The 17,931-nt window shown below is 51.4% G+C and carries 16 protein-coding genes and 2 tRNA genes; 16 read left to right on the top strand and 2 right to left on the bottom strand.

Annotated elements, in window-relative coordinates; all coding sequences use genetic code 11:
• Positions 1 to 34: 34 nt before the first annotated feature.
• Entirely contained in the window at positions 35 to 793 is a 759-nt protein-coding gene (locus tag BN3910_RS05000) for a gamma-glutamyl-gamma-aminobutyrate hydrolase family protein (RefSeq protein ID WP_066924940.1), read from the bottom strand.
• A gap of 220 nt (positions 794 to 1,013) precedes the next feature.
• On the opposite strand from BN3910_RS05000, the gene alr reads away from it, so the two are divergent.
• The 7 genes from alr to BN3910_RS04965 all read left to right on the top strand — a co-directional run bounded on the left by alr (position 1,014) and on the right by BN3910_RS04965 (position 8,527).
• Entirely contained in the window at positions 1,014 to 2,327 is a 1,314-nt protein-coding gene (gene alr / locus BN3910_RS04995) for an alanine racemase (protein WP_066924938.1), read from the top strand.
• Positions 2,328 to 2,438: 111 nt separating this feature from the next.
• A complete protein-coding gene (locus tag BN3910_RS04990) occupies positions 2,439 to 3,476 on the top strand; it encodes a DMT family transporter (RefSeq protein WP_066924937.1) in 1,038 nt (345 codons plus the stop codon).
• A 1-nt stretch (position 3,477) separates the two neighbouring features.
• Entirely contained in the window at positions 3,478 to 4,752 is a 1,275-nt protein-coding gene (locus tag BN3910_RS04985; RefSeq protein ID WP_066924934.1) for an adenylosuccinate synthase, read from the top strand.
• A gap of 107 nt (positions 4,753 to 4,859) precedes the next feature.
• A tRNA-Val gene (locus tag BN3910_RS04980) sits at positions 4,860 to 4,933 on the top strand.
• A 214-nt stretch (positions 4,934 to 5,147) separates the two neighbouring features.
• On the top strand, positions 5,148 to 5,378 hold the full coding sequence (locus BN3910_RS04975; RefSeq protein ID WP_066924932.1) for a hypothetical protein: 231 nt from the start codon (positions 5,148 to 5,150) through the stop codon (positions 5,376 to 5,378).
• Positions 5,379 to 5,579: 201 nt separating this feature from the next.
• A complete protein-coding gene (locus BN3910_RS04970) occupies positions 5,580 to 8,186 on the top strand; it encodes a cell wall-binding repeat-containing protein (protein ID WP_066924930.1) in 2,607 nt (868 codons plus the stop codon).
• Positions 8,187 to 8,453: 267 nt separating this feature from the next.
• A tRNA-Val gene (locus BN3910_RS04965) sits at positions 8,454 to 8,527 on the top strand.
• A 262-nt stretch (positions 8,528 to 8,789) separates the two neighbouring features.
• Here BN3910_RS04965 and BN3910_RS04960 read toward each other — a convergent pair.
• Entirely contained in the window at positions 8,790 to 9,065 is a 276-nt protein-coding gene (locus BN3910_RS04960; RefSeq protein ID WP_066924928.1) for a hypothetical protein, read from the bottom strand.
• Positions 9,066 to 9,342: 277 nt separating this feature from the next.
• Between BN3910_RS04960 and BN3910_RS04955 the strand changes: the two genes are divergently transcribed.
• From BN3910_RS04955 to BN3910_RS04915, 9 genes are all read left to right on the top strand, one after another.
• On the top strand, positions 9,343 to 9,681 hold the full coding sequence (locus BN3910_RS04955; protein WP_066924926.1) for a hypothetical protein: 339 nt from the start codon (positions 9,343 to 9,345) through the stop codon (positions 9,679 to 9,681).
• A gap of 324 nt (positions 9,682 to 10,005) precedes the next feature.
• A complete protein-coding gene (locus BN3910_RS04950) occupies positions 10,006 to 11,253 on the top strand; it encodes an FAD:protein FMN transferase (protein ID WP_066924924.1) in 1,248 nt (415 codons plus the stop codon).
• 208 nt (positions 11,254 to 11,461) lie between these two features.
• Positions 11,462 to 12,460 carry a phosphate ABC transporter substrate-binding protein gene (locus tag BN3910_RS04945; RefSeq protein WP_066924923.1) on the top strand — a complete coding sequence of 333 codons (999 nt, stop codon included), beginning with the start codon at positions 11,462 to 11,464 and terminating at the stop codon, positions 12,458 to 12,460.
• 129 nt (positions 12,461 to 12,589) lie between these two features.
• Positions 12,590 to 13,630, top strand: a complete 1,041-nt coding sequence (gene pstC, locus BN3910_RS04940) for a phosphate ABC transporter permease subunit PstC (RefSeq protein WP_075967993.1) — start codon at positions 12,590 to 12,592, stop codon at positions 13,628 to 13,630.
• The gene (locus tag BN3910_RS04935) at positions 13,627 to 14,526 is read left to right on the top strand and encodes a PstA family ABC transporter permease (protein WP_082790316.1); all 900 of its coding nucleotides are present in this window, start codon (positions 13,627 to 13,629) and stop codon (positions 14,524 to 14,526) included. Before pstC ends, BN3910_RS04935 begins: the two co-directional genes overlap by 4 nt.
• Positions 14,527 to 14,571: 45 nt before the next feature.
• Complete coding sequence (gene pstB / locus BN3910_RS04930) at positions 14,572 to 15,339, top strand: phosphate ABC transporter ATP-binding protein PstB (protein ID WP_066924921.1); 768 nt, start codon at positions 14,572 to 14,574, stop codon at positions 15,337 to 15,339.
• Between the two features lie 24 nt (positions 15,340 to 15,363).
• The gene (gene phoU, locus BN3910_RS04925) at positions 15,364 to 16,017 is read left to right on the top strand and encodes a phosphate signaling complex protein PhoU (RefSeq protein WP_066924919.1); all 654 of its coding nucleotides are present in this window, start codon (positions 15,364 to 15,366) and stop codon (positions 16,015 to 16,017) included.
• Between the two features lie 50 nt (positions 16,018 to 16,067).
• Complete coding sequence (locus BN3910_RS04920; RefSeq protein ID WP_066926222.1) at positions 16,068 to 16,751, top strand: response regulator transcription factor; 684 nt, start codon at positions 16,068 to 16,070, stop codon at positions 16,749 to 16,751.
• A gap of 18 nt (positions 16,752 to 16,769) precedes the next feature.
• Positions 16,770 to 17,900, top strand: a complete 1,131-nt coding sequence (locus BN3910_RS04915) for a sensor histidine kinase (RefSeq protein WP_066924918.1) — start codon at positions 16,770 to 16,772, stop codon at positions 17,898 to 17,900.
• The last annotated feature ends 31 nt before the right edge of the window (positions 17,901 to 17,931 follow it).

Genomic DNA, 17,931 nt, shown 5'->3' with positions numbered 1-17,931 from the left:
GCCTCGGCAGCACAGTCCGACGGAACGCACGGCCTTATTTCCGACCGGCAAATGCTCGGGCGCACGTGACCAACCAGGAAAAAATGGCCTGCTGAGCATCATCTTTGGCAGCCATCATTTCCGGATGCCATTGAACGGCGAGAAATGCAGGCATTTCCGAACATTCCAATGCCTCAATCACGCCGTCTTTTGTTTGCGCACTGACAGAAAGAGACGGCGCGACGTCTTTCACTGCCTGATGATGAAAGGAATTCACCCAGACGCTTTCACCGAATAGATCTGCAAGAAGCGAATGTGGCCGAATTTCCAGCGCATGCACGCCATATTCCCGTGGCACGTTCTCATTGCTGTGATATAGTGAAGAAGGTTTTTGCGTAGGCAAATCCTGATAGAGCGTTCCGCCGAAGGCAATGTTGAGAAGCTGCATTCCGCGGCAAACGCCAAGCATGGGAAGATTCCGTTTCTTTGCCAATCGGGCGAGGGCGGCTTCGTGTTGATCCTGCTCGGGAACAACGGGACCGCAGGTCTTTTCGGTGCTTTCGCCATAGAGTGGCGTATAGAGATCCGCACCGCCACAAAAAACGATGCCGTCGAGCACGTCGAGAAGCGCTTCGCGCTCTTCTTCCGTTTCTAGCGTCGGCAACAGGACAGGCGTTGCCCCGGCAGCCGAAACCGCGCACACAAAATCATCTGTGCAGACGTGATAGCTTTGACCGGGAACGCCCATGTGTAACATGGCGCCAAGCTTATCGTTGTGGGTGTAGGTCGTACTAAGACCGATAATGGGCTTCATAGCAGACTCCTTTTCGCTTTTTTTTCATTGTAGCCCGTTACAACCGACCCTCGCAAGCTTTGCGGGAAGCATGCCTCCAGAAACAGCAGGCTTGTCACACAACGCGGCGGGGAAAAGCGAACCGGCGTTGCGTCTCATCGAAAACGTGATCGCCAACCATTGGCACGTTCTGCCAAGCATATTTGTCATAATCTGCGCAAGCTGCGCAGAAGGAGGAAGAATGAAGGCGCAGTCCGTATTGGAAGTGAATACGACGAAAATTCGCGAAAATCTGTTGGCGATGTGTAAGGACCATCCGCAATCGATTTTCGGCGTCGTCAAGGCAGATGCCTATGGCCTGGGCGCGGTGCGCGTAGCACAGGCAATTCGCAATGAGGTTGCCGGCTTTTGTGTCGCCACCGTCTCGGAAGCGTTCAGCTTGCGTCAGACGATAGGCAATAAGCCGATTCTTCTGTTTGGCTACACCGATCCGGACGATCGTCCTGAACTCATTCGGATGGGCATTCGTCCCGCCATTTCGACTTTGGCGGATGCCGAGGCATGGAATCGGGAAGCGGAGAAATTGGGCATTTGTGCACCGATTCATATTGCTCTGGACACGGGTCATCGCCGCATCGGTTTTCTGACGGAAAGCGATGAAGCCTTTGCGGACATTTGTGCCGTAGCCAAGCTTCCGCATCTGCGCATTGAGGGGCTCTTTTCTCACTTTGCGACGGCGGATGAAGTACCGTTTCCGCATCCCTTTGCCCGCGAGCAACTTTCCCGTTTTCGGCGGATGGCTGAACGTCTCAAAGCGGCAGGAATTTCAATTCCCTTTCGTCATATTGCCAACGACGCCGGTCTTCTCTTCTTCCCGGACGAAGAACTGTTTGATGCGGCGCGGCTGGGCGTTTGTCTCTATGGACACTATCCTTCCATTGAAAGCGAAGCGGCTTGTGCCATCGATTTGCAAATTCCGTATCGCTGGACGGCACCTATTTCCCGTGTGAAATGGATGGACGAAAACGAGAGCGTGGGTTACGGGCGGACGTGGTTCAGCAAGCGCAAAACTAAGGTGGCCACCGTGCAGGTCGGCTATGCAGACGGCTATCCGCGCATTCTTTCCGGCCGCGCCATGATGCTGGTGAAAGGTGTCGCCTGTCCGGTCATCGGGCGCATTTGCATGGATCAGCTGATGCTGGATGTGACCGACGCACCGCCGGTTGACGTGGGCGATCGGGTGCTCGTGATGGGGGCTTCCGATTGGGAACACACGGATTCTCGCCGAATTCGCGAAGAAAGCGAGCGTGCGTTTTCCGCGCTTTTCGGAGACGAAAGCGCGTCGATAGCAGCGGGAAAGACGACAACAACCGACGACACCAAAATGGCGAGTGCTACGACCACTGCGGCGGAACGTAACGATACGAAGCTTTCCCCGGCAAGGGAAAATCGCTGGGGCATTTCCGCCGACAGTTTGGCCTATCGCGCCGAAACCATTTCGTATGAATTATTGACTGCCATCGCATCACGTGTGTATCGCGTGGAAGTGAAATAGAAAAGGACAGGCGCGCGACGAATCGTTGAACATCCTTCTTCGAACGTCTAAAGCGCAACGTGCAAAACTTCACCTCAAAAGCAATAAAAATCTCACAGAAAGGAAGGAAAAATGGAAGAAAAGTTCCTCACGCCGAAACGAAAACTCGTCGTCACTATGCTCCTGTTTAGCACTTTGGGGCTGTTTCGACACGGAATTCTTTTTCCTTCCAGTGTAGTCGTATTATTTCGCGCCTTGATCGGATCCCTTTTTCTGGCGGTGTTATTCGCCTTTGGCCGGCTGTCTTTCTCATCGGCGGTCATGAAATATAAAAATCGCATCCTTTTGGCCGGAATCATTACGGCGGCGGACTGGATTCTGCTCTTTGAGGCTTACCGATATACGACCGTGGCCATCGCTACGATGTGCTATTGTATGTCTTCGCTGATGTTTATGTTGGCTTCGCCCTTTTTCTTTGGCGATAAGATCACGATGCGCAAAGGAGTGGCCATGGGTGGCGCTATTTTCGGGATGCTCTTCGTCTCGGGCGTGATCAACGGTGAGCTGAAAGGCGGTCTCGGCATTGCTTTGGCATTGATGGGCGCAGTGTGCTATGCCGGGGTCATGGGCATCGGGAAAAGTCTGAAAGGAGTGGACGGGGCAAGCCTCGCGCTTATGGAATTTAGCGTCGCGACCGTCGTACTGATTCCCTATGTTTTGTTCACTGAAGACCTGACGCTTTTACAGGTGGACATGCGTTCGATCGTTTACACCTTAATACTCGGCGTGGTGCATACGGGTCTGGCCTACGCCATGTGGTTCAACGCCATTCAACATTTGCCCGCACCGACGATTTCCCTGCTGAGCTATGTCGACCCGGTTTCGGCCGTTTTTGTCTCGGCCATTTTGCTCAGCGAACCCCTGTCCCCGATCACGGCCATCGGATGTGTGATCGTGATCGCGTCGATGGTGTATAGTGAATTGGGCGGATCGGCAGGACAGGCCGAAGCAAATTTGGTCGAATCGGCAGAAGCGATGCCGATAACGAAGGCAGAAGCGATTCCAATAACGAAGGCCGAGGCAATTTCGATTGCACAGGCCGAAGCAACGCCGATAAAGCAGTCCGTCGGATCCGGAACAGTACGCTCGTCAAACGAATGGAGGAAGTGATATGGCACATAGCGCCATTGTAGGCATCAACTGGGGAGATGAAGGCAAAGGCCGTATGGTGGACCTTTTAACGGAAGACTATGATGTGGTTGTTCGCTATCAGGGCGGCGGAAATGCCGGTCATACCGTGGTCAATGAACAGGGCACGTTTGCTTTACATCTTTTGCCCTCCGGTATTTTTCGCCCGGACGTGATCAACATTCTCGGCAACGGGGTTGCCGTGGATTGCGAAAACCTCTGGAAGGAAATGCAGGAAGTGGAGAAGAAGGGCGTAAAATTGTTGCCCCCGCATTTTCAGATTTCCGAACGGGCGTCTCTCGTCTTGCCCTGGCATCGTGAGCTGGACGCTCTGGAAGAAGCGCGTCTTGCCGATCAGAAATTCGGCTCGACCAAACAGGGGATTGCGCCATTCTATGCAGATAAAGCCGCGAAAAAAACCATCCTTGCCGGCGAACTTTTGCATCCTGCGTATCTGCGTGCCCATGTGGAACAGCTGGTGGAATGGAAAAATCTTACGCTGACGAAGGTCTACGGTGCGAAACCGACCACCACCGAGGAGGTTCTTGCCTGGCTGGATCAGTATGGGACGCCGCTAAAGCCCTACATCGGCAACACGGCGAAGGTTCTGCGTGAGGCGGATCGTGCCGGAAAGCGCATTCTTTTTGAAGCGCAGTTAGGCGCCCTTCGCGATCTTGATTTAGGCATTCATCCGTACACCACTTCGTCCAATGCTCTCGCTGCCTATGCACCGGTCGGATCCGGTTATCCCGGTGTGAAATTGGACAACGTCATCGGGGTGGTGAAGGCCTATTCCAGCTGTGTCGGGGAAGGCCCTTTCACCTGTGAGTGGTTTGGAGAAGAAGCCGAAGCGCTTCGCAAGGCCGGCAACGAATACGGCGCAAAAACCGGACGTCCGCGTCGTGTCGGACCCATCGACCTTGTCGCTACGCGCTACGGCGTGCAGGCTCAAGGTGCAACCACCCTGGCCTTAACAAAACTGGATGTCCTCAGCTATCTTTCCGAAATTCCCGTCGTCGTGCGCTACACCGTGGATGGCGAGGAGACCGACGAGTTCCCGTTCCCGGCTTGTCTGGAAGAAGCAAAACCGGTGGAAATCACGCTTCCCGGCTGGAAACAGGATATTTCCTCCTGCCGTACCTGGGATGCCCTGCCAAAAGAGGCCAAGGACTACGTCCTCTATCTTGAACAAGCACTCGATTGCCCGATTCACTATGTTTCCGTCGGCCCCGAGCGCGACGCGATCATTTTGCGATAAGCATTTTCACACAAGACCCCTCGTTTTTTGCAGGGGTCTTGTGCATTTTCCGCCTTTCCTCTGTCTTGCGCACCATGAATGACCATGGTATAATGTCCCCGTTGTACGGATCATTAGCTCAGTTGGTTAGAGCGCCACGTTCACATCGTGGAGGTCGTCGGTTCGAGTCCAACATGGTCCAAAACCACCTTTGCCCGCTTCGTTGAAATTCCAACGGAATGGGCATTTTTCATTTTGAATGGAAACAGGAAAGGAAGGGTATACTATTATCAGCGCCGGGAATGGGAATCCTTTCCACCGGGCGTAAGTCAAGATGTGGGAGCGCCGGTTGTTATACGAGAAACTTCCGAAAGCGCCGAAGATACCAAGTAATTAGAAACAGAAAGAGAGCAAACATGACTAATGATTTTATGCGCGAAGCAAAAGAAAAAATGGATGAGGCGGCAAAACGTGCCGGTGAGATGAAAGACGATGTGGAGAAAAAAGTCGGCGAAATGGGCGAACGTGCTCAAAAAGCCGGAAAAGACGCCGGAAAGAAAGCGGAACAAACAGCTGAAGATCTGAAAGAAAAAGCGAAGGAAGGCGTGGATAGCGCTAAGGATTTCTTGGGCGGAATTGGGAAGTAGGCGAGCCCGCTCTTCCCTTTCATTAATGCGTAAGGGCATAGTCAAAAAGCGGCGGGTGGTTCCGTCGCTTTTTTGCGCATGAGTATTTGTCAATTCGCATGCGATTCCATTATCCGGATCTAAAGAATGTGTGCTATATTCTAATGGCGGAGATGTTCATGGCATCAGTAAAAAGGAAAAATAATAACGGAGGAGGCAATCATGAAGACGGCAAAAAAACGGTTTTTCTCGATACTTTTCGTTCTTGCTCTTGCCCTTAGCTTTCTGACCGCAGGGGAAGTTCTTGCGGATGAAGCCACGGGAAAAGTGACAACGACACAAGCCGAAAAAGAAGAAACGAAAGCGACCACAGACGGCACTATGGCGCAGGATGTGGGGGGGGTCTCACTAAACAATAAAGCGCAACGAGCCCCGGTAGCGCAAGATAAGGTGTATTTTGAGATTTTACCGGAAATTCTTCTGTATGATGATTATTCAGGTACGCCGGATATGCCTAAATTGTTAACACCGGACTCAGCGATTGGCATTTGGCGTGATACTATGGTTTTTGGCGGTCCACTGAAAAACGCAGCAAAGACAACTTGGGAAAATGTGTATTTTAACGTCTATAATGAGGACGGAACCCTTAATGTGAGAACGAATGGCACGATTGGTGATCATGGGCGTTGGAGTGGAACCAAATATCTTGGTCCCTTCGAAAAAGGAAAAAAGTACACGATTGAGGTCGACGTGTCTACGCTTCCTCCGTATTATTATTCCTGGTTTACACAAAAAACTACAGGCGGTTATCCTGAATATCCCTTAACCGTAAATAATATGGTAAACAATATGTCCGGTGGTATAAAAGCGTTTTATGACGGAAACGGGACAGAAACATATGCGGTAACGCGTTTTCACATGGAAATGGTTAGTATCGCATTTGTCAAAAATGAGGATGTCGGTAAAAATCAATTTATATTAGATGGTGAAGGCAAGGTAACCGGTCGAAATCCTCAATATTTAGAGGGGAAGGATTACCTTCTTAAGACGATTGAAAAGGATCATAAGCTGCCTACGCTTACCGAAGCAGAAAAGGAAAAGCTTGCCGATGAAGGCAATTGGCCGGTAGGGTTTTATTTTTATTATGCGCAGAAAGGTAAGCCGGATTTAAAATTGCCTCTGCGCGCTATTCCTCCAATGGCGCCTGAATATGGATTTTTGCGATCCTGGAATGATTCCAATGGAATTAATACCAATTTTAAATTCAATTCCTCTAGTATCTATACGCTCGTCTTGGAACAACGTATTCCGGTCGTGCGTTTCTATCAAAACGAAGGCAGCGAACAGGAAGCAGACAATACGCTCTTAGACACGCGTCAGGTATACTATAAGCATTCTTTAGCGGATAATTGCTTATCCAATGGTACGTGTTTGCCAAAGGACTTGCCGGATAACCCGAAACGCGAAGGCCTGCTCTTTTCCGGATGGAATACGAAACCCGACGGAACGGGAGAAACCTTTACTGCAAATTCGACGGTCAAAGCGGACATGAAGGTCTATGCACAGTGGAAGAAGCCCGATACACCGACACCAAAGCCGGATCCCAAGCCCTCCACCCCGATCCTTCGCATCGTAAAGATCGACGGCGACGGCAACCGGATTCCGCTGCCCGTAACGTTTAAGATTACGGACAAGATGATCTCCTCCATCAACCGCGTGGTCACGACGGATAAATCGGGAGAAGCAAGGGTGGAATTCCTCTCAACGGGCGATTATTCCTTACAGGAAATTAAGACCCCAGAAGGCTATATCCCACTGGATAAGCCGCTCTCCTTCTCCGTTAAGGATGGGCGTGTCCGCTACGAGAATCAAATCGTTCGTACCATCTACGTCAAGAACGACAAAAAGACGGAAGAACCGGAAACACCGGATGTCATCAAACCTATCGATGACCCGACACGGCAGGATATCGCCGCTACGATTTCCAAAACGTATTTCGGCGATGCCAGAAAAGTGATCCTTGTGCAGAATATGGCCTATGCCGATTCCATGAGTGCCATGAACGTCTCCCAGGGAAACATCCCGATTCTGTATACGCAGAAGGATGAACTCTTCGCCGTGACGAAGCAGGAAATTCTTCGTACCGAGCGTGACGAGATTATCGTCATGGGTGGCCCGGGAACCATCTCGGAAAAGGTCATTGACGAGCTTAAGGCCATGACGAATGCAAAGATCACGCGCGTGGGCGGCATTGATCGCTTTGAGGTGAACAAGAATTCCGCAGCGTATCTGCCGGAGAGCACGAATGCGGTGATTGCAAACGGTATGATCTATACGGATGCCCTTTCGTCGGTACCGTATGCGCATCAGTGGAAGGCGCCGATTCTTCTGGTACGTGAGGATCGTGTTCCCGAGTTTGTGGCGGATGTCCTAAAGGCACGCATTCGCGATGCCGTGATCAGCGGCGGCGAAGGAACGATCGCTCCCGAGACGAAACAGGCGATTGAAGCCATGATTGGTAAAACCGTATCTCGTGTGGACGGTGCGGATCGTTATGTGGTCTCGGCAAAGATGGCGGAGATGGTGATGAATCCGACACGCGCGATAATTACGAGTGGAGAGAAGTGGTCGGATGCGTTGGTCGCCGGTCCGGTAGCGCAGAAGCTGAATGCGCCGGTACTCCTAACGAAACAGGCGAATCTGCCGATGCCGATTGATGCCTATCTCAATACGCATACCGATCTTGAGCAGATTCTCATTGTTGGCGGACCGGCTTCGGTGGGAGAGAGTGTGCGCAATGCGGTGAAGGCGATTTTCCCGGTGAAGTAGAGAAAAAGTTGGTAAAAAGTCAGGACGCCGATTTTCCTGGTGAAGTAGGGGAAAGCAGATAACGATAGGATAAATTTACGGTGAACAGATGGGTGAATACGGCTTGAGGATGTTCAAAGGCAATTCGGATCAAGGGTATCCGCCTTAAGGTTGGAAAAGAAAGGCAGCGACAGGTTTACCTGTCGCTGCCTTGTTGTTTAGGGTATGTTGTTGTTTCTAACGCTGTCTTGACAGGCTCTTTTCCATCTGTTATTATTCCCTGAGTACGGACCATTAGCTCAGTTGGTTAGAGCGCCACGTTGACATCGTGGAGGTCGCTGGTTCGACTCCAGTGTGGTCCAAAGCCATTTTTGCCCGCTTCGTTGAAATTCCAACGGAACGGGCATTTTCAATTTCTGTAAATGTGCCGACAACAGCGGTATGCCCTCTGTAACCAAGTAAATAGCTATTCCGGAAACACTCCGTTTTGCCACCGCGCTGCCAATATTGATTTCAGCGGCACTCAGCATATCAACGGCACCCTTCACGTTGATTTCGGCGGTGTTTCGCATTGTGCAATCGCGTCGCCAATACTGATTCCAGCGGTGCTCCGGTGACCCTGGGTTAGGATAGTTTTATTTTTTTACCAAGATCAAAAAATGGTGTTCGACCCTGGCTGGAAAAACCTTTTGCTCTTTGATAGGGTTCGATATAGCATACCTGACCCTGGCTGTCACACACTATTTTCTGCAGCCAGGGTTTGCCGGGAGAGAAGAAACCCTGGCTATGAAATTTCGTTTTGTTCAGCCAGGGTTGGGAAGCACCGGATCGTCCCTGGCTGTCAAACTTTTTTTCTTTTAGCCAGGGTTTCGCCGCAAAGATCGACCCTGGCTGGCGCACACTATTTTCTTTAGCCAGGGCTTGTTGGAAGAAAAAGACCCTGGCTATAATATTTCATTTTACTCAGCCAGGGCTGGGAACTACCTGATCGTCCCTGGCTGTCAAACTTTTTTTCTGTTAGCCAGGGTTACGCCGAAAAAATCAGCCCTGGCTATTAAATGACTTTATCGTCAGCCAGGGTTTGACCGAGAAAAATGACCCTGGCAAAGGACTGTAGTTTTGTCCAGCCAGGGTCATACGGGTTTTTTCTTCGCGACAGGGAAGCGTATGTCTGAAAATGCGGAAAGCAAAAAAAGACACAATCTCTTGCCTCTGTTTTCAACGCACAGAAGGAGCGCCGCTGGTTCCGCCGTTGGCGGCGCATTTGCAGAAGGGAGCGCCACTTGTCCCGCCGTTGGCGGCGAGTTTGCAGAAGGGAGCGCCGCTTGTCCCGCCGTTGGCGGCGAGTTTGCAGAAGGGAGCGCCGCTTGCCCCGCCGTTAGCGGCGCGTTTGCAAAAGGCAACCAGAGACGATCCGCTTTCCAACAGCAGTGCTAAAAAAGTCACATATCTGTCACATCCCTTGCAAATTCGTACCATCCGCGAGACGCCTCTTCGACGAGTCACGACAGTATAAGTATAATGGAAAGCGAAGTGACGAGGAGAGTGTGCGCCGAGCGGATGTGCACGAATTTGCCGGGCGAAGCAAAGGACGTGCGCCGAGTGGATGTGCACGAATTTGCCGGGCGAAGCAAAGGGCGTGCGCCGAGCGGATGTGTACGAATTTGCAGGGCGAAACGCTGAGCGGACATATGCGAATTTGCGGAGAAAAAACCGAACGGACGTGTGCGAGCGTACAGACCGAAACGCCCAGCAAACGTGTATGCATTTGTAGAGCAAGGCGCTGAATCGTCGAAAGAATTACAAAGAACCTACCATCACGAACCGGGGGAGAATACAAATGAAAGCAAAAAAGAAACTACTTGCCTTGGGTCTTGCCCTCAGCATGCTTGTCGGCTGTGGAAGCGGAACCGTCGGCGAATCCAATAGTGGAGAGTCCAATAATAAGGAAGGGCAGGCGTCCTCAGAAATAGGAACGTCACAAGCACAGAGTGGCCAGGGAATGCTGACGAAAGAGGAACTGCAAAAGATGCCGTTTTTAGACGAAGGAACGTGGATTACCGGTAAAAACGGCGAAAAATGGTACAAAAACAAAGGGACCTTCTATGATGCCTTTGATACGGTCATTCAGCTGACCGGCTATACCAAGGACGAAGAAACGTTTAAGCAGGCGTTTGCGCTCTGCCAAAGCGAATATCAGCGTCTGCATAAACTTTTTGACAACTATCATGAATACGACGGTGTGACCAATTTGATGACTCTGAATCGCATGGCTTCCAAAGCGCCGGTAAAGGTGGAAGAGGAATTGTTTTCTCTCCTTCGGTTCAGCAGGGACAATTACGACAAAACATTGGGCAAAGTTAACATCGCCATGGGCAAGCCCCTTGCGATTTGGCATGATCTGCGCGAGACAGTCACCGTGCAAACCGAGCACGACTCAGCCGGAGCGGGCAAAACGATCGCCCTTCCTACTAAGGAGGCATTGGAGGAAGCCAATCGTCACAGCAATCTCGACGATCTTGTTTTGGATGAAGCGAATAGGACGGTACAGATTCGTGACCCCGAATTGCAGCTGGATGCCGGTGCCGTCGCAAAAGGCTATGCGACGGAATTGGTGGCCAGAAAGTTGAAGGCCGCAGGCTTGGAGCACGGGATCATCAGCGCCGGCGGGAACATTAAAACGATTGGAACTCCCGTCGACGATCGCACGCAGTGGAAGGTGGGCATTATGCATCCGCGGCCGGAACAGAAGGATGTCTTGGCGACCGTTCTGGTATCCGGCGATACAGCGATGGTGACTTCCGGAGACTATCAACGCTACTTCGAGCTGGACGGGGTGCGTTACGCCCATATCATTGACCCGGAAACCCTCTTTCCGGCAAAACGGTATGCGTCCGTCAGCATCCGCACAGCGGATTCCGGTTTGGCAGACTACCTTTCAACGGCGTTCTTCATTGCCGATGAAAACGAAGCACAGCAGATTTTGGCACATTATAGGGATGCCGGTGTTGACGTGATCTGGGTGGACCAACAAATGAACGTTACGGCAACACCGGAAATTCTGCCTGATATTGAGCTGGTTCCGTAAGCGGCCTGCGAAGCGCCTCCTGGCGCTCCAACTGCTGTGCTGTGTCGCTCGGCCCCGTAACTCGCACCGTTGCTCGTAGCGTTACGGCCTAAACTTAACATAACCTTAACCGAATGCATGGTATGGGCTTAACCTTCCCCTCTTATCCTATGGACGGTACACAGAAATAGGAAAACAACAAGGATAAGAAAAGAAGAGGTGGTAGACAATGAAATCGACCATAAAAAAAGTATTCGGTGTGGTATTGGCGCTTGCCTTAGTCGTCACATTGGCGGCATGCGGCGGCAATGACAAGAAGGATAACAGTTCGGCTCCGGCGTCGGAAAGCGTCGCAGCGGAGAAATCGGAAGATACGGAAGCGTCTTCAGAAACCTCCGAAGCGGCCAAAGACGGGGAAGTAGATCCCAGCTTAAAGGGACAGATCAGTGCTTCGGGCTCCTCGGCATTAAAGCCGTTGGCGGATAAAGCAGCGGAAGCCTTCATGGCGAAAGCAAGCGGCGTGGCCATTACCGTGAATGCCGGCGGTTCGGGTCAGGGATTGAAAGACGTTGCGGCCGGCACCGTCACGCTTGGTATGTCTGATGTTTTTGCAGAGGAGAAACTGGAAGCCGATCAGGCAAAAGATCTTGTGGATCACAAAGTCTGCATCATCACGATGGCCCCGATCGTCAACGAAAAGAACACAGTGGGCGATTTGACCCAGCAGCAGATGATCGACATCTTCTCCGGCAAAGTCACGAACTGGAAAGAAGTTGGCGGCGCTGACCTGCCCATCATGCTGATTACGCGTCCTTCATCTTCAGGTACTCGCGCACTGTTCACGAAGTTCGCATTGAACGGCACGGAAGAGACCATGGGATCCATGGAAACGGACAACTCCGGCGAGCTGCTCCAGAGCGTCAAACAAAACGAAGGTGCAATCGGCTACGTTGCACTGTCCTACCTGGTCGGTGATCAGGGCAAAGGGGTTAAAGCGGTGAAACTGGACGGCGTGGAGCCGAATCTCGAGAACACCTACAGCGGAAAATACCCGGTATGGGGCTTCGAGCATGTGTACACCAAAGGAGAAGCCACGACGCCGGCAAAAGAGTTCCTGGATTACTTCATGGGTGAGGAATTCGGCAAGAACATCGAAGAGATGGGCTACGGCGTATCGTCCAAACTTGCTCCGGAAGCGATGACCGGACATGACACGCCTTCAAAATAACGCACGTCTCCTTCCGGCATCCGTATGTCGGAGGACAAAGAACGGACAATAGGGAACGGAGGCATTGTGGAATGACAGTTTCGCAATGCCTTTTTCTTAGCTGTACTGCAAATGAGATAGGACGTGCATATGACGACGAAACAACAAGAACAGGCGACGGCAAATAGTATGCCGACGCAAAAAAGGCTGCGCACGCCTGCGGGAGAAAAGTTCAGACGAGAATGGTTGGGACGGGGATTCGTGACGCTTATGGGTCTCATCATCATCGTTATCACGATTTCCATCCTCCTGTTTCTTCTGGTGCGTGGGACGGCTTCCTTTACGCAGTTCCAACAAAGTGTGTCGGACTTTTTGACGGATGCGAACTGGGCGCCGACCGATTCCTTCAACAAACCGGGCGAAGGTTCCATTGGCGCAGCGGTATTCATTTTTGGTTCCATCATCACGTGTGGATTGGCAATTCTTCTGGCCACCCCGTTTTCACTCGGCGCGGCGATTTTTATGACGGAAATTGCGCCAAAGGCCGGGCAAAAAATCTTCCAGCCGGCCGTAGAAATCTTTGTGGGTATTCCGTCCATCGTCTATGGCTGGGTGGGCTTGACGGTGTTGGTACCTTGGATTCGCGATACCTTTAAGGCGCCGGTCGGCGGTTATTCTGTCCTTGCCGCGGTGATTGTATTGACCGTAATGATCTTTCCGACAATTACCACCTATATCACCGATACTATTCGGGGCGTGCCGGACAGCTATCGTCAGGCCGCGTACGGCATGGGCTCCACGCGCTGGCAGGTGATTAAAAACGTCGTGATACCGGCGTCCAGTACAGGAATCTATACGGGCATCATCCTCGGATTGGCGCGTGCCTTCGGGGAAGCGCTGGCGGTTTCCATGGTCATCGGTCGAACACGGCTATTTCCCCAGAGTATTCTTCACCCTACGGCGAACATCACGGGCATTCTTGCCTCCGACATGGGCAACACCATTGACGGAAGTGAAGCGAACATGGCGTTGTGGAGCCTAGCGCTTCTGCTGATGCTCATTTCCATTCTGTTCATCGTACTCATTCATTTCTTCTCCGCAAAGCAGAAAAATAAACTGGATCAGGAGCATAAAGCGATGAAGGCGGCGGAGAAAAAAGAACCCTTGTTGGAAGAGGAGGTGGCCGGATGAATGAGCGTATGCGTTCGCGTATTTCGCGGGCAAAACGAATCGATCGTCTGATGACCTTATTGTTTACCGCGATTGGCGGATTCTTTCTCGTGTTCATTTTGTTTCTTGCCGGTTATATTATCATCGGTGGACTGATGAGCTATTTCCCGGGCGTGCTTTCGTTTTCGTCCAAGGGCATCGGCAACCAGCTGTTTAATACCATTTATCTTCTGTTTCTTTCCCTGGTGTTCAGCTGTCTTGTGGGTATTCCTGCCGGCATCTATATGGCGGAATACGCGGGAAAGGGAAAAACGACTGAGTTTTTGCGTATGAGCATTGAGTCGCTTTCGTCACTGCCGTCAATTGTTATCGGCTTGTTCGGCTATCTGGCTTTCGTGCTGAGCTTCGGCGCGAGTTGGAACTTAATGGCCGGCGCGATTACGGTATCTATTCTGAGCATTCCGCTCATTACCACGTCAACAGAAGATGCCATTCGCGCCCTCCCTCCCAGCTTCGTCGAAGGTAGTATGGCGCTCGGCTCCACGCATTGGTATGCCATCGTGCACACTCTTTTACCGGCGGCGCTTCCACGCATCGGCTCAGGCATTATCCTGGCCGCCGGTCGTGTGTTCGGTGAGGCGACCGCGCTCATGTATACCGCCGGTATGTCAACGCGCATCGATTGGTCCAACTGGGATTTAACTTCCCCGTTAAATGCACTCAACCCGTTCCGTACAGGAGAAACGCTTGCCTTGCACATCTGGGTTATGCGTTCCGAAGCGGTGGATCCGAACAGCGCCAAGATTGCCAACTTCTCGGCTGCGATTTTAGTTATCGTCGTGCTGCTCTTCTCCCTTGCCGCGCGAAAAATTGTCAGCAATATTAACAAGAAACAAACGGGAAGCGAGAAGAAATAGCGCCTCGGAGCAAAACGACGTCGCAAAGGAGAGTAGAGGACTACTATGGACAACAAACAACAGCCGCTTAAATTTGAAGTTTCCAATCTGGATTTTTACTATGGCACATTCCAGGCACTCAAAGGCATTGATATGGACGTGAAGGCGAATCAGATTACCGCGTTCATCGGCCCGTCCGGATGCGGAAAATCAACGTTTTTGAAGACCATCAATCGTATGAACGACCTCATTCCTGAAACGCGTGTGGAGGGGATGCTGTGCATGGACGGAAAAGATGTCTACAAGGATATGGATGCCTTGGAATTGCGCAAGCGCGTCGGAATGGTCTTCCAACAGCCGAATCCCTTTCCAAAGAGTGTGTATGACAATGTGGCCTACGGTCCGCGAATCAACGGCATCAAAGATCGTAAGACATTGGATGAGATCGTCGAGCGCAGTCTGAAAGAGGCGGCGATTTGGGATGAGTTAAAGGATCGTCTGCATAAAAGCGCGCTGGGGCTTTCCGGCGGACAGCAACAGCGCCTTTGCATCGCACGTACTCTCGCGGTAGAACCGGAAGTCATTCTGATGGATGAGCCGACGTCCGCATTGGATCCGATTTCGACAACGAAAATCGAAGACTTGATGTTCGAGCTGAAAAAGGAATTTACGATCATTATCGTCACCCATAATATGCAACAGGCGACGCGTATTGCCGATGAAACGGGCTTCTTTTATCTGGGGGAGCTCATCGAATTCGGGGACACCGTGCAAATTTTTGAGAATCCGCGCTATGAACGCACGGAACGTTATGTTACCGGTCATTTCGGTTGATCATCGCGGCAACGGAGGAAAACTATGCGGAACAACTTTGTGAATAAATTGGAAGAGCTCAATGCCAATTTGGTAGAAATGGGCGAGATGGTCAATCAATCCCTGTCCTATGCGTTGGGAGCACTGATCAGCAAGGATAAGGAACAGATTGACTATGTTTTGCAACAGGAAGAAAAGATCAATCATTTCTCTTCCGAAATTGAACAACAGGCGTTGCTGCTTCTGCTCAAGGAACAGCCTTTGGCGCGCGACTTTCGGTTCATTTCGGCGGCGATTCGCATGAACACCGACTTGGAACGCATCGGCGATCAGGCGGAAGACATTGCCGTGTTGGTGAAGCAGATGCTGACATTCGGATATCAGGAGGCGAATCTCGGCAGCCTGACCAAAATGTCGGAAATTACGCAAACGATGGTATCCGATGCCGTACGTGCCTTCGTTGAAGGAGACAGCGCGTTGGCCTATCATGCCGCTGAGATGGACGATGAGGTGGATGCCCTCTTTATGAAGGTTCGTGAAGAGATCATTGCTGAGATTCGTGCGGAGACCATTGAAGCGAATTTGGTGATTGACTTGTTGATGATTTCCAAATATCTGGAACGCAGCGCCGATCATGCCCAAAATATCGCGGAAGCCGTGGTATACTCGATAACGGGGGCAATGGAAAAATTTAACTGACCTTTTGCCGCCCGAATTTTTTGGACGGCTTTTATGATCGTGAGGATGGCATGAAACAGGTTTATATTGTAGAAGATGATCAAAATATTCGCGAACTGATCAGCTACGCGCTCAACAATAACGGTTATAAAGCTCGTGGATTCGAGGATGCGAAAGCGCTTTATGCGGCACTCGACAGCGATGGTGCGCCCATTCTGTTTTTGCTGGATATCATGCTGGAGGGGGAAGACGGGTATTCGATTTTATCCACGATTCGCAATCGTGTCGATACCAAAGAAATTCCCGTCATCATGGTCACGGCGAAGACGAGTGAATTTGAAAAGGTGCGCGGTCTCGATATGGGCGCGGACGATTATGTCACCAAGCCGTTCGGCGTACTGGAATTGCTTAGCCGTGTGAAGGCGGTTTTACGCCGCTACGGCGACAGTGAAGAGCGTTCTCTCCTGGTGCATAACGAAATTGCGATGGATCCGAAGAAGAGGGAGACGATCGTCGGCGGAAAACCGGTTCAGCTGACCTATAAGGAATTTGAACTGCTCTACTATCTGATGAATAATCTGGACGTTGTTCTTTCGCGCGACCGCATTATGAATGCGATTTGGGGTTACGATTATGCCGGTGAAACCCGTACGGTTGACGTGCATATTCGCGCGTTACGCCAGAAACTTGGCGATGCCGGCCGGTATATCAAAACCGTGCGCAACGTCGGGTATAAACTGAGCAAAGAGGCTTAACCGGGCGGAGGATCAAGCATGAAGCGCAATATTTGGCGTCATTTTTTAGGAGCCGGCATGATTTTTGCCGGCATTTCTTCTCTTATTTGTGTCGGCCTTTTGCAGGTGATTTTACCGAAAAGCAACGTAGGCCAGCGTATTCCGCTGATCATCGGCGTCGTTGTGGTGTTGCTCATCACGGCGCTGGCGCTTTCAGCGATTTTTACGCAGCGCATCTACAACGAGAGTCTTTGCCCTTTGCGCATACTGGTGCGCTATTGGAAGGACCTGCTTTCCGGGAAGGACACGGACGGCCTTCCTGCACAGGAAGCCGAAGAGATGTTGGCAAGCCTCTTGGATACCGAAGAGGAACGCAAGAATTTTTTTCAACAGCTGGCCAATGTGCGGGAAAATGAAACGATGCGACGCCAGTTTTCCGCGAATGTCAGTCATGAACTTAAAAGTCCGTTAACGTCCATCAACGGGTATGCCGAATTGATCGCCTCGGGGATGGTGAATCCGGAAGACACCCGTCGCTTTGCCGACATTATTCATCGCGAGGGTGTTCGCCTACTCAACATGATCAACGAAATCATTCAGCTTTCTCAATTTGATACGGGCTATTCCGATTTTGACCAACGCGAAGAGGTGGATCTCCACGAGGTGCTGCGCGAAGAGATGACCTCTCTCTCTTCCATGGCCGAGGAACGCCATGTGCGCTTGGAGAGCGATGTGGTCGGGGAGGGAGAATCCGATCGCGTCGTGCTGTTCGGTAATCGGCGCCTGTTGGCGGATGTTTTGCGCAATCTGCTCAGCAATGCGATTAAATATTCCAAACCAAACGGGGGATATGTCTTGACAAAGTTGCGTCAGGATGAACACAATGTAAGCATCATTGTGGAAGATGACGGCATCGGTATTGCCCCGGAATACCAGAAGCGCGTATTTGAACGCTTTTTTACGGTGGATCCGGGCAGAACGCGCAGAGACGGCTCAGGAACGGGATTAGGTCTTTCCCTGGTCAAGCATATTGTTCAGGCGCATGAGGGAATTCTGCGCCTGGACAGCGAATGGGGAAAAGGATCACGTTTTTCGATTCTCCTGCCGCGTGACGCGCAAGAAACCGCATCCGTCACGACCGAAACGTCATCGCAAGAGAAGGATAACTAACCTTCCGACGACGAACATGGCGGAATGGACC

It is taken from the genome of Murdochiella massiliensis (assembly GCF_900059565.1).
Taxonomy (GTDB): domain Bacteria; phylum Bacillota; class Clostridia; order Tissierellales; family Peptoniphilaceae; genus Murdochiella; species Murdochiella massiliensis.
Note: the sequence above shows the minus strand (reverse complement) of the source record. Positions and strands in the feature narration are given on the sequence as shown.

Coding starts and splice junctions, on each gene's coding strand:
- pstC (WP_075967993.1), top strand. CDS start 12,590: ATGACGACGAAACAACAAGAACAGGCGACGGCAAATAGTATGCCGACG.
- BN3910_RS04920 (WP_066926222.1), top strand. CDS start 16,068: ATGAAACAGGTTTATATTGTAGAAGATGATCAAAATATTCGCGAACTG.
- BN3910_RS04985 (WP_066924934.1), top strand. CDS start 3,478: ATGGCACATAGCGCCATTGTAGGCATCAACTGGGGAGATGAAGGCAAA.
- BN3910_RS04970 (WP_066924930.1), top strand. CDS start 5,580: ATGAAGACGGCAAAAAAACGGTTTTTCTCGATACTTTTCGTTCTTGCT.
- BN3910_RS05000 (WP_066924940.1), bottom strand. CDS start 793: ATGAAGCCCATTATCGGTCTTAGTACGACCTACACCCACAACGATAAG.
- BN3910_RS04990 (WP_066924937.1), top strand. CDS start 2,439: ATGGAAGAAAAGTTCCTCACGCCGAAACGAAAACTCGTCGTCACTATG.
- BN3910_RS04945 (WP_066924923.1), top strand. CDS start 11,462: ATGAAATCGACCATAAAAAAAGTATTCGGTGTGGTATTGGCGCTTGCC.
- BN3910_RS04915 (WP_066924918.1), top strand. CDS start 16,770: ATGAAGCGCAATATTTGGCGTCATTTTTTAGGAGCCGGCATGATTTTT.
- alr (WP_066924938.1), top strand. CDS start 1,014: ATGAAGGCGCAGTCCGTATTGGAAGTGAATACGACGAAAATTCGCGAA.
- BN3910_RS04935 (WP_082790316.1), top strand. CDS start 13,627: ATGAATGAGCGTATGCGTTCGCGTATTTCGCGGGCAAAACGAATCGAT.
- BN3910_RS04975 (WP_066924932.1), top strand. CDS start 5,148: ATGACTAATGATTTTATGCGCGAAGCAAAAGAAAAAATGGATGAGGCG.
- pstB (WP_066924921.1), top strand. CDS start 14,572: ATGGACAACAAACAACAGCCGCTTAAATTTGAAGTTTCCAATCTGGAT.
- BN3910_RS04950 (WP_066924924.1), top strand. CDS start 10,006: ATGAAAGCAAAAAAGAAACTACTTGCCTTGGGTCTTGCCCTCAGCATG.
- BN3910_RS04955 (WP_066924926.1), top strand. CDS start 9,343: ATGCGGAAAGCAAAAAAAGACACAATCTCTTGCCTCTGTTTTCAACGC.
- phoU (WP_066924919.1), top strand. CDS start 15,364: ATGCGGAACAACTTTGTGAATAAATTGGAAGAGCTCAATGCCAATTTG.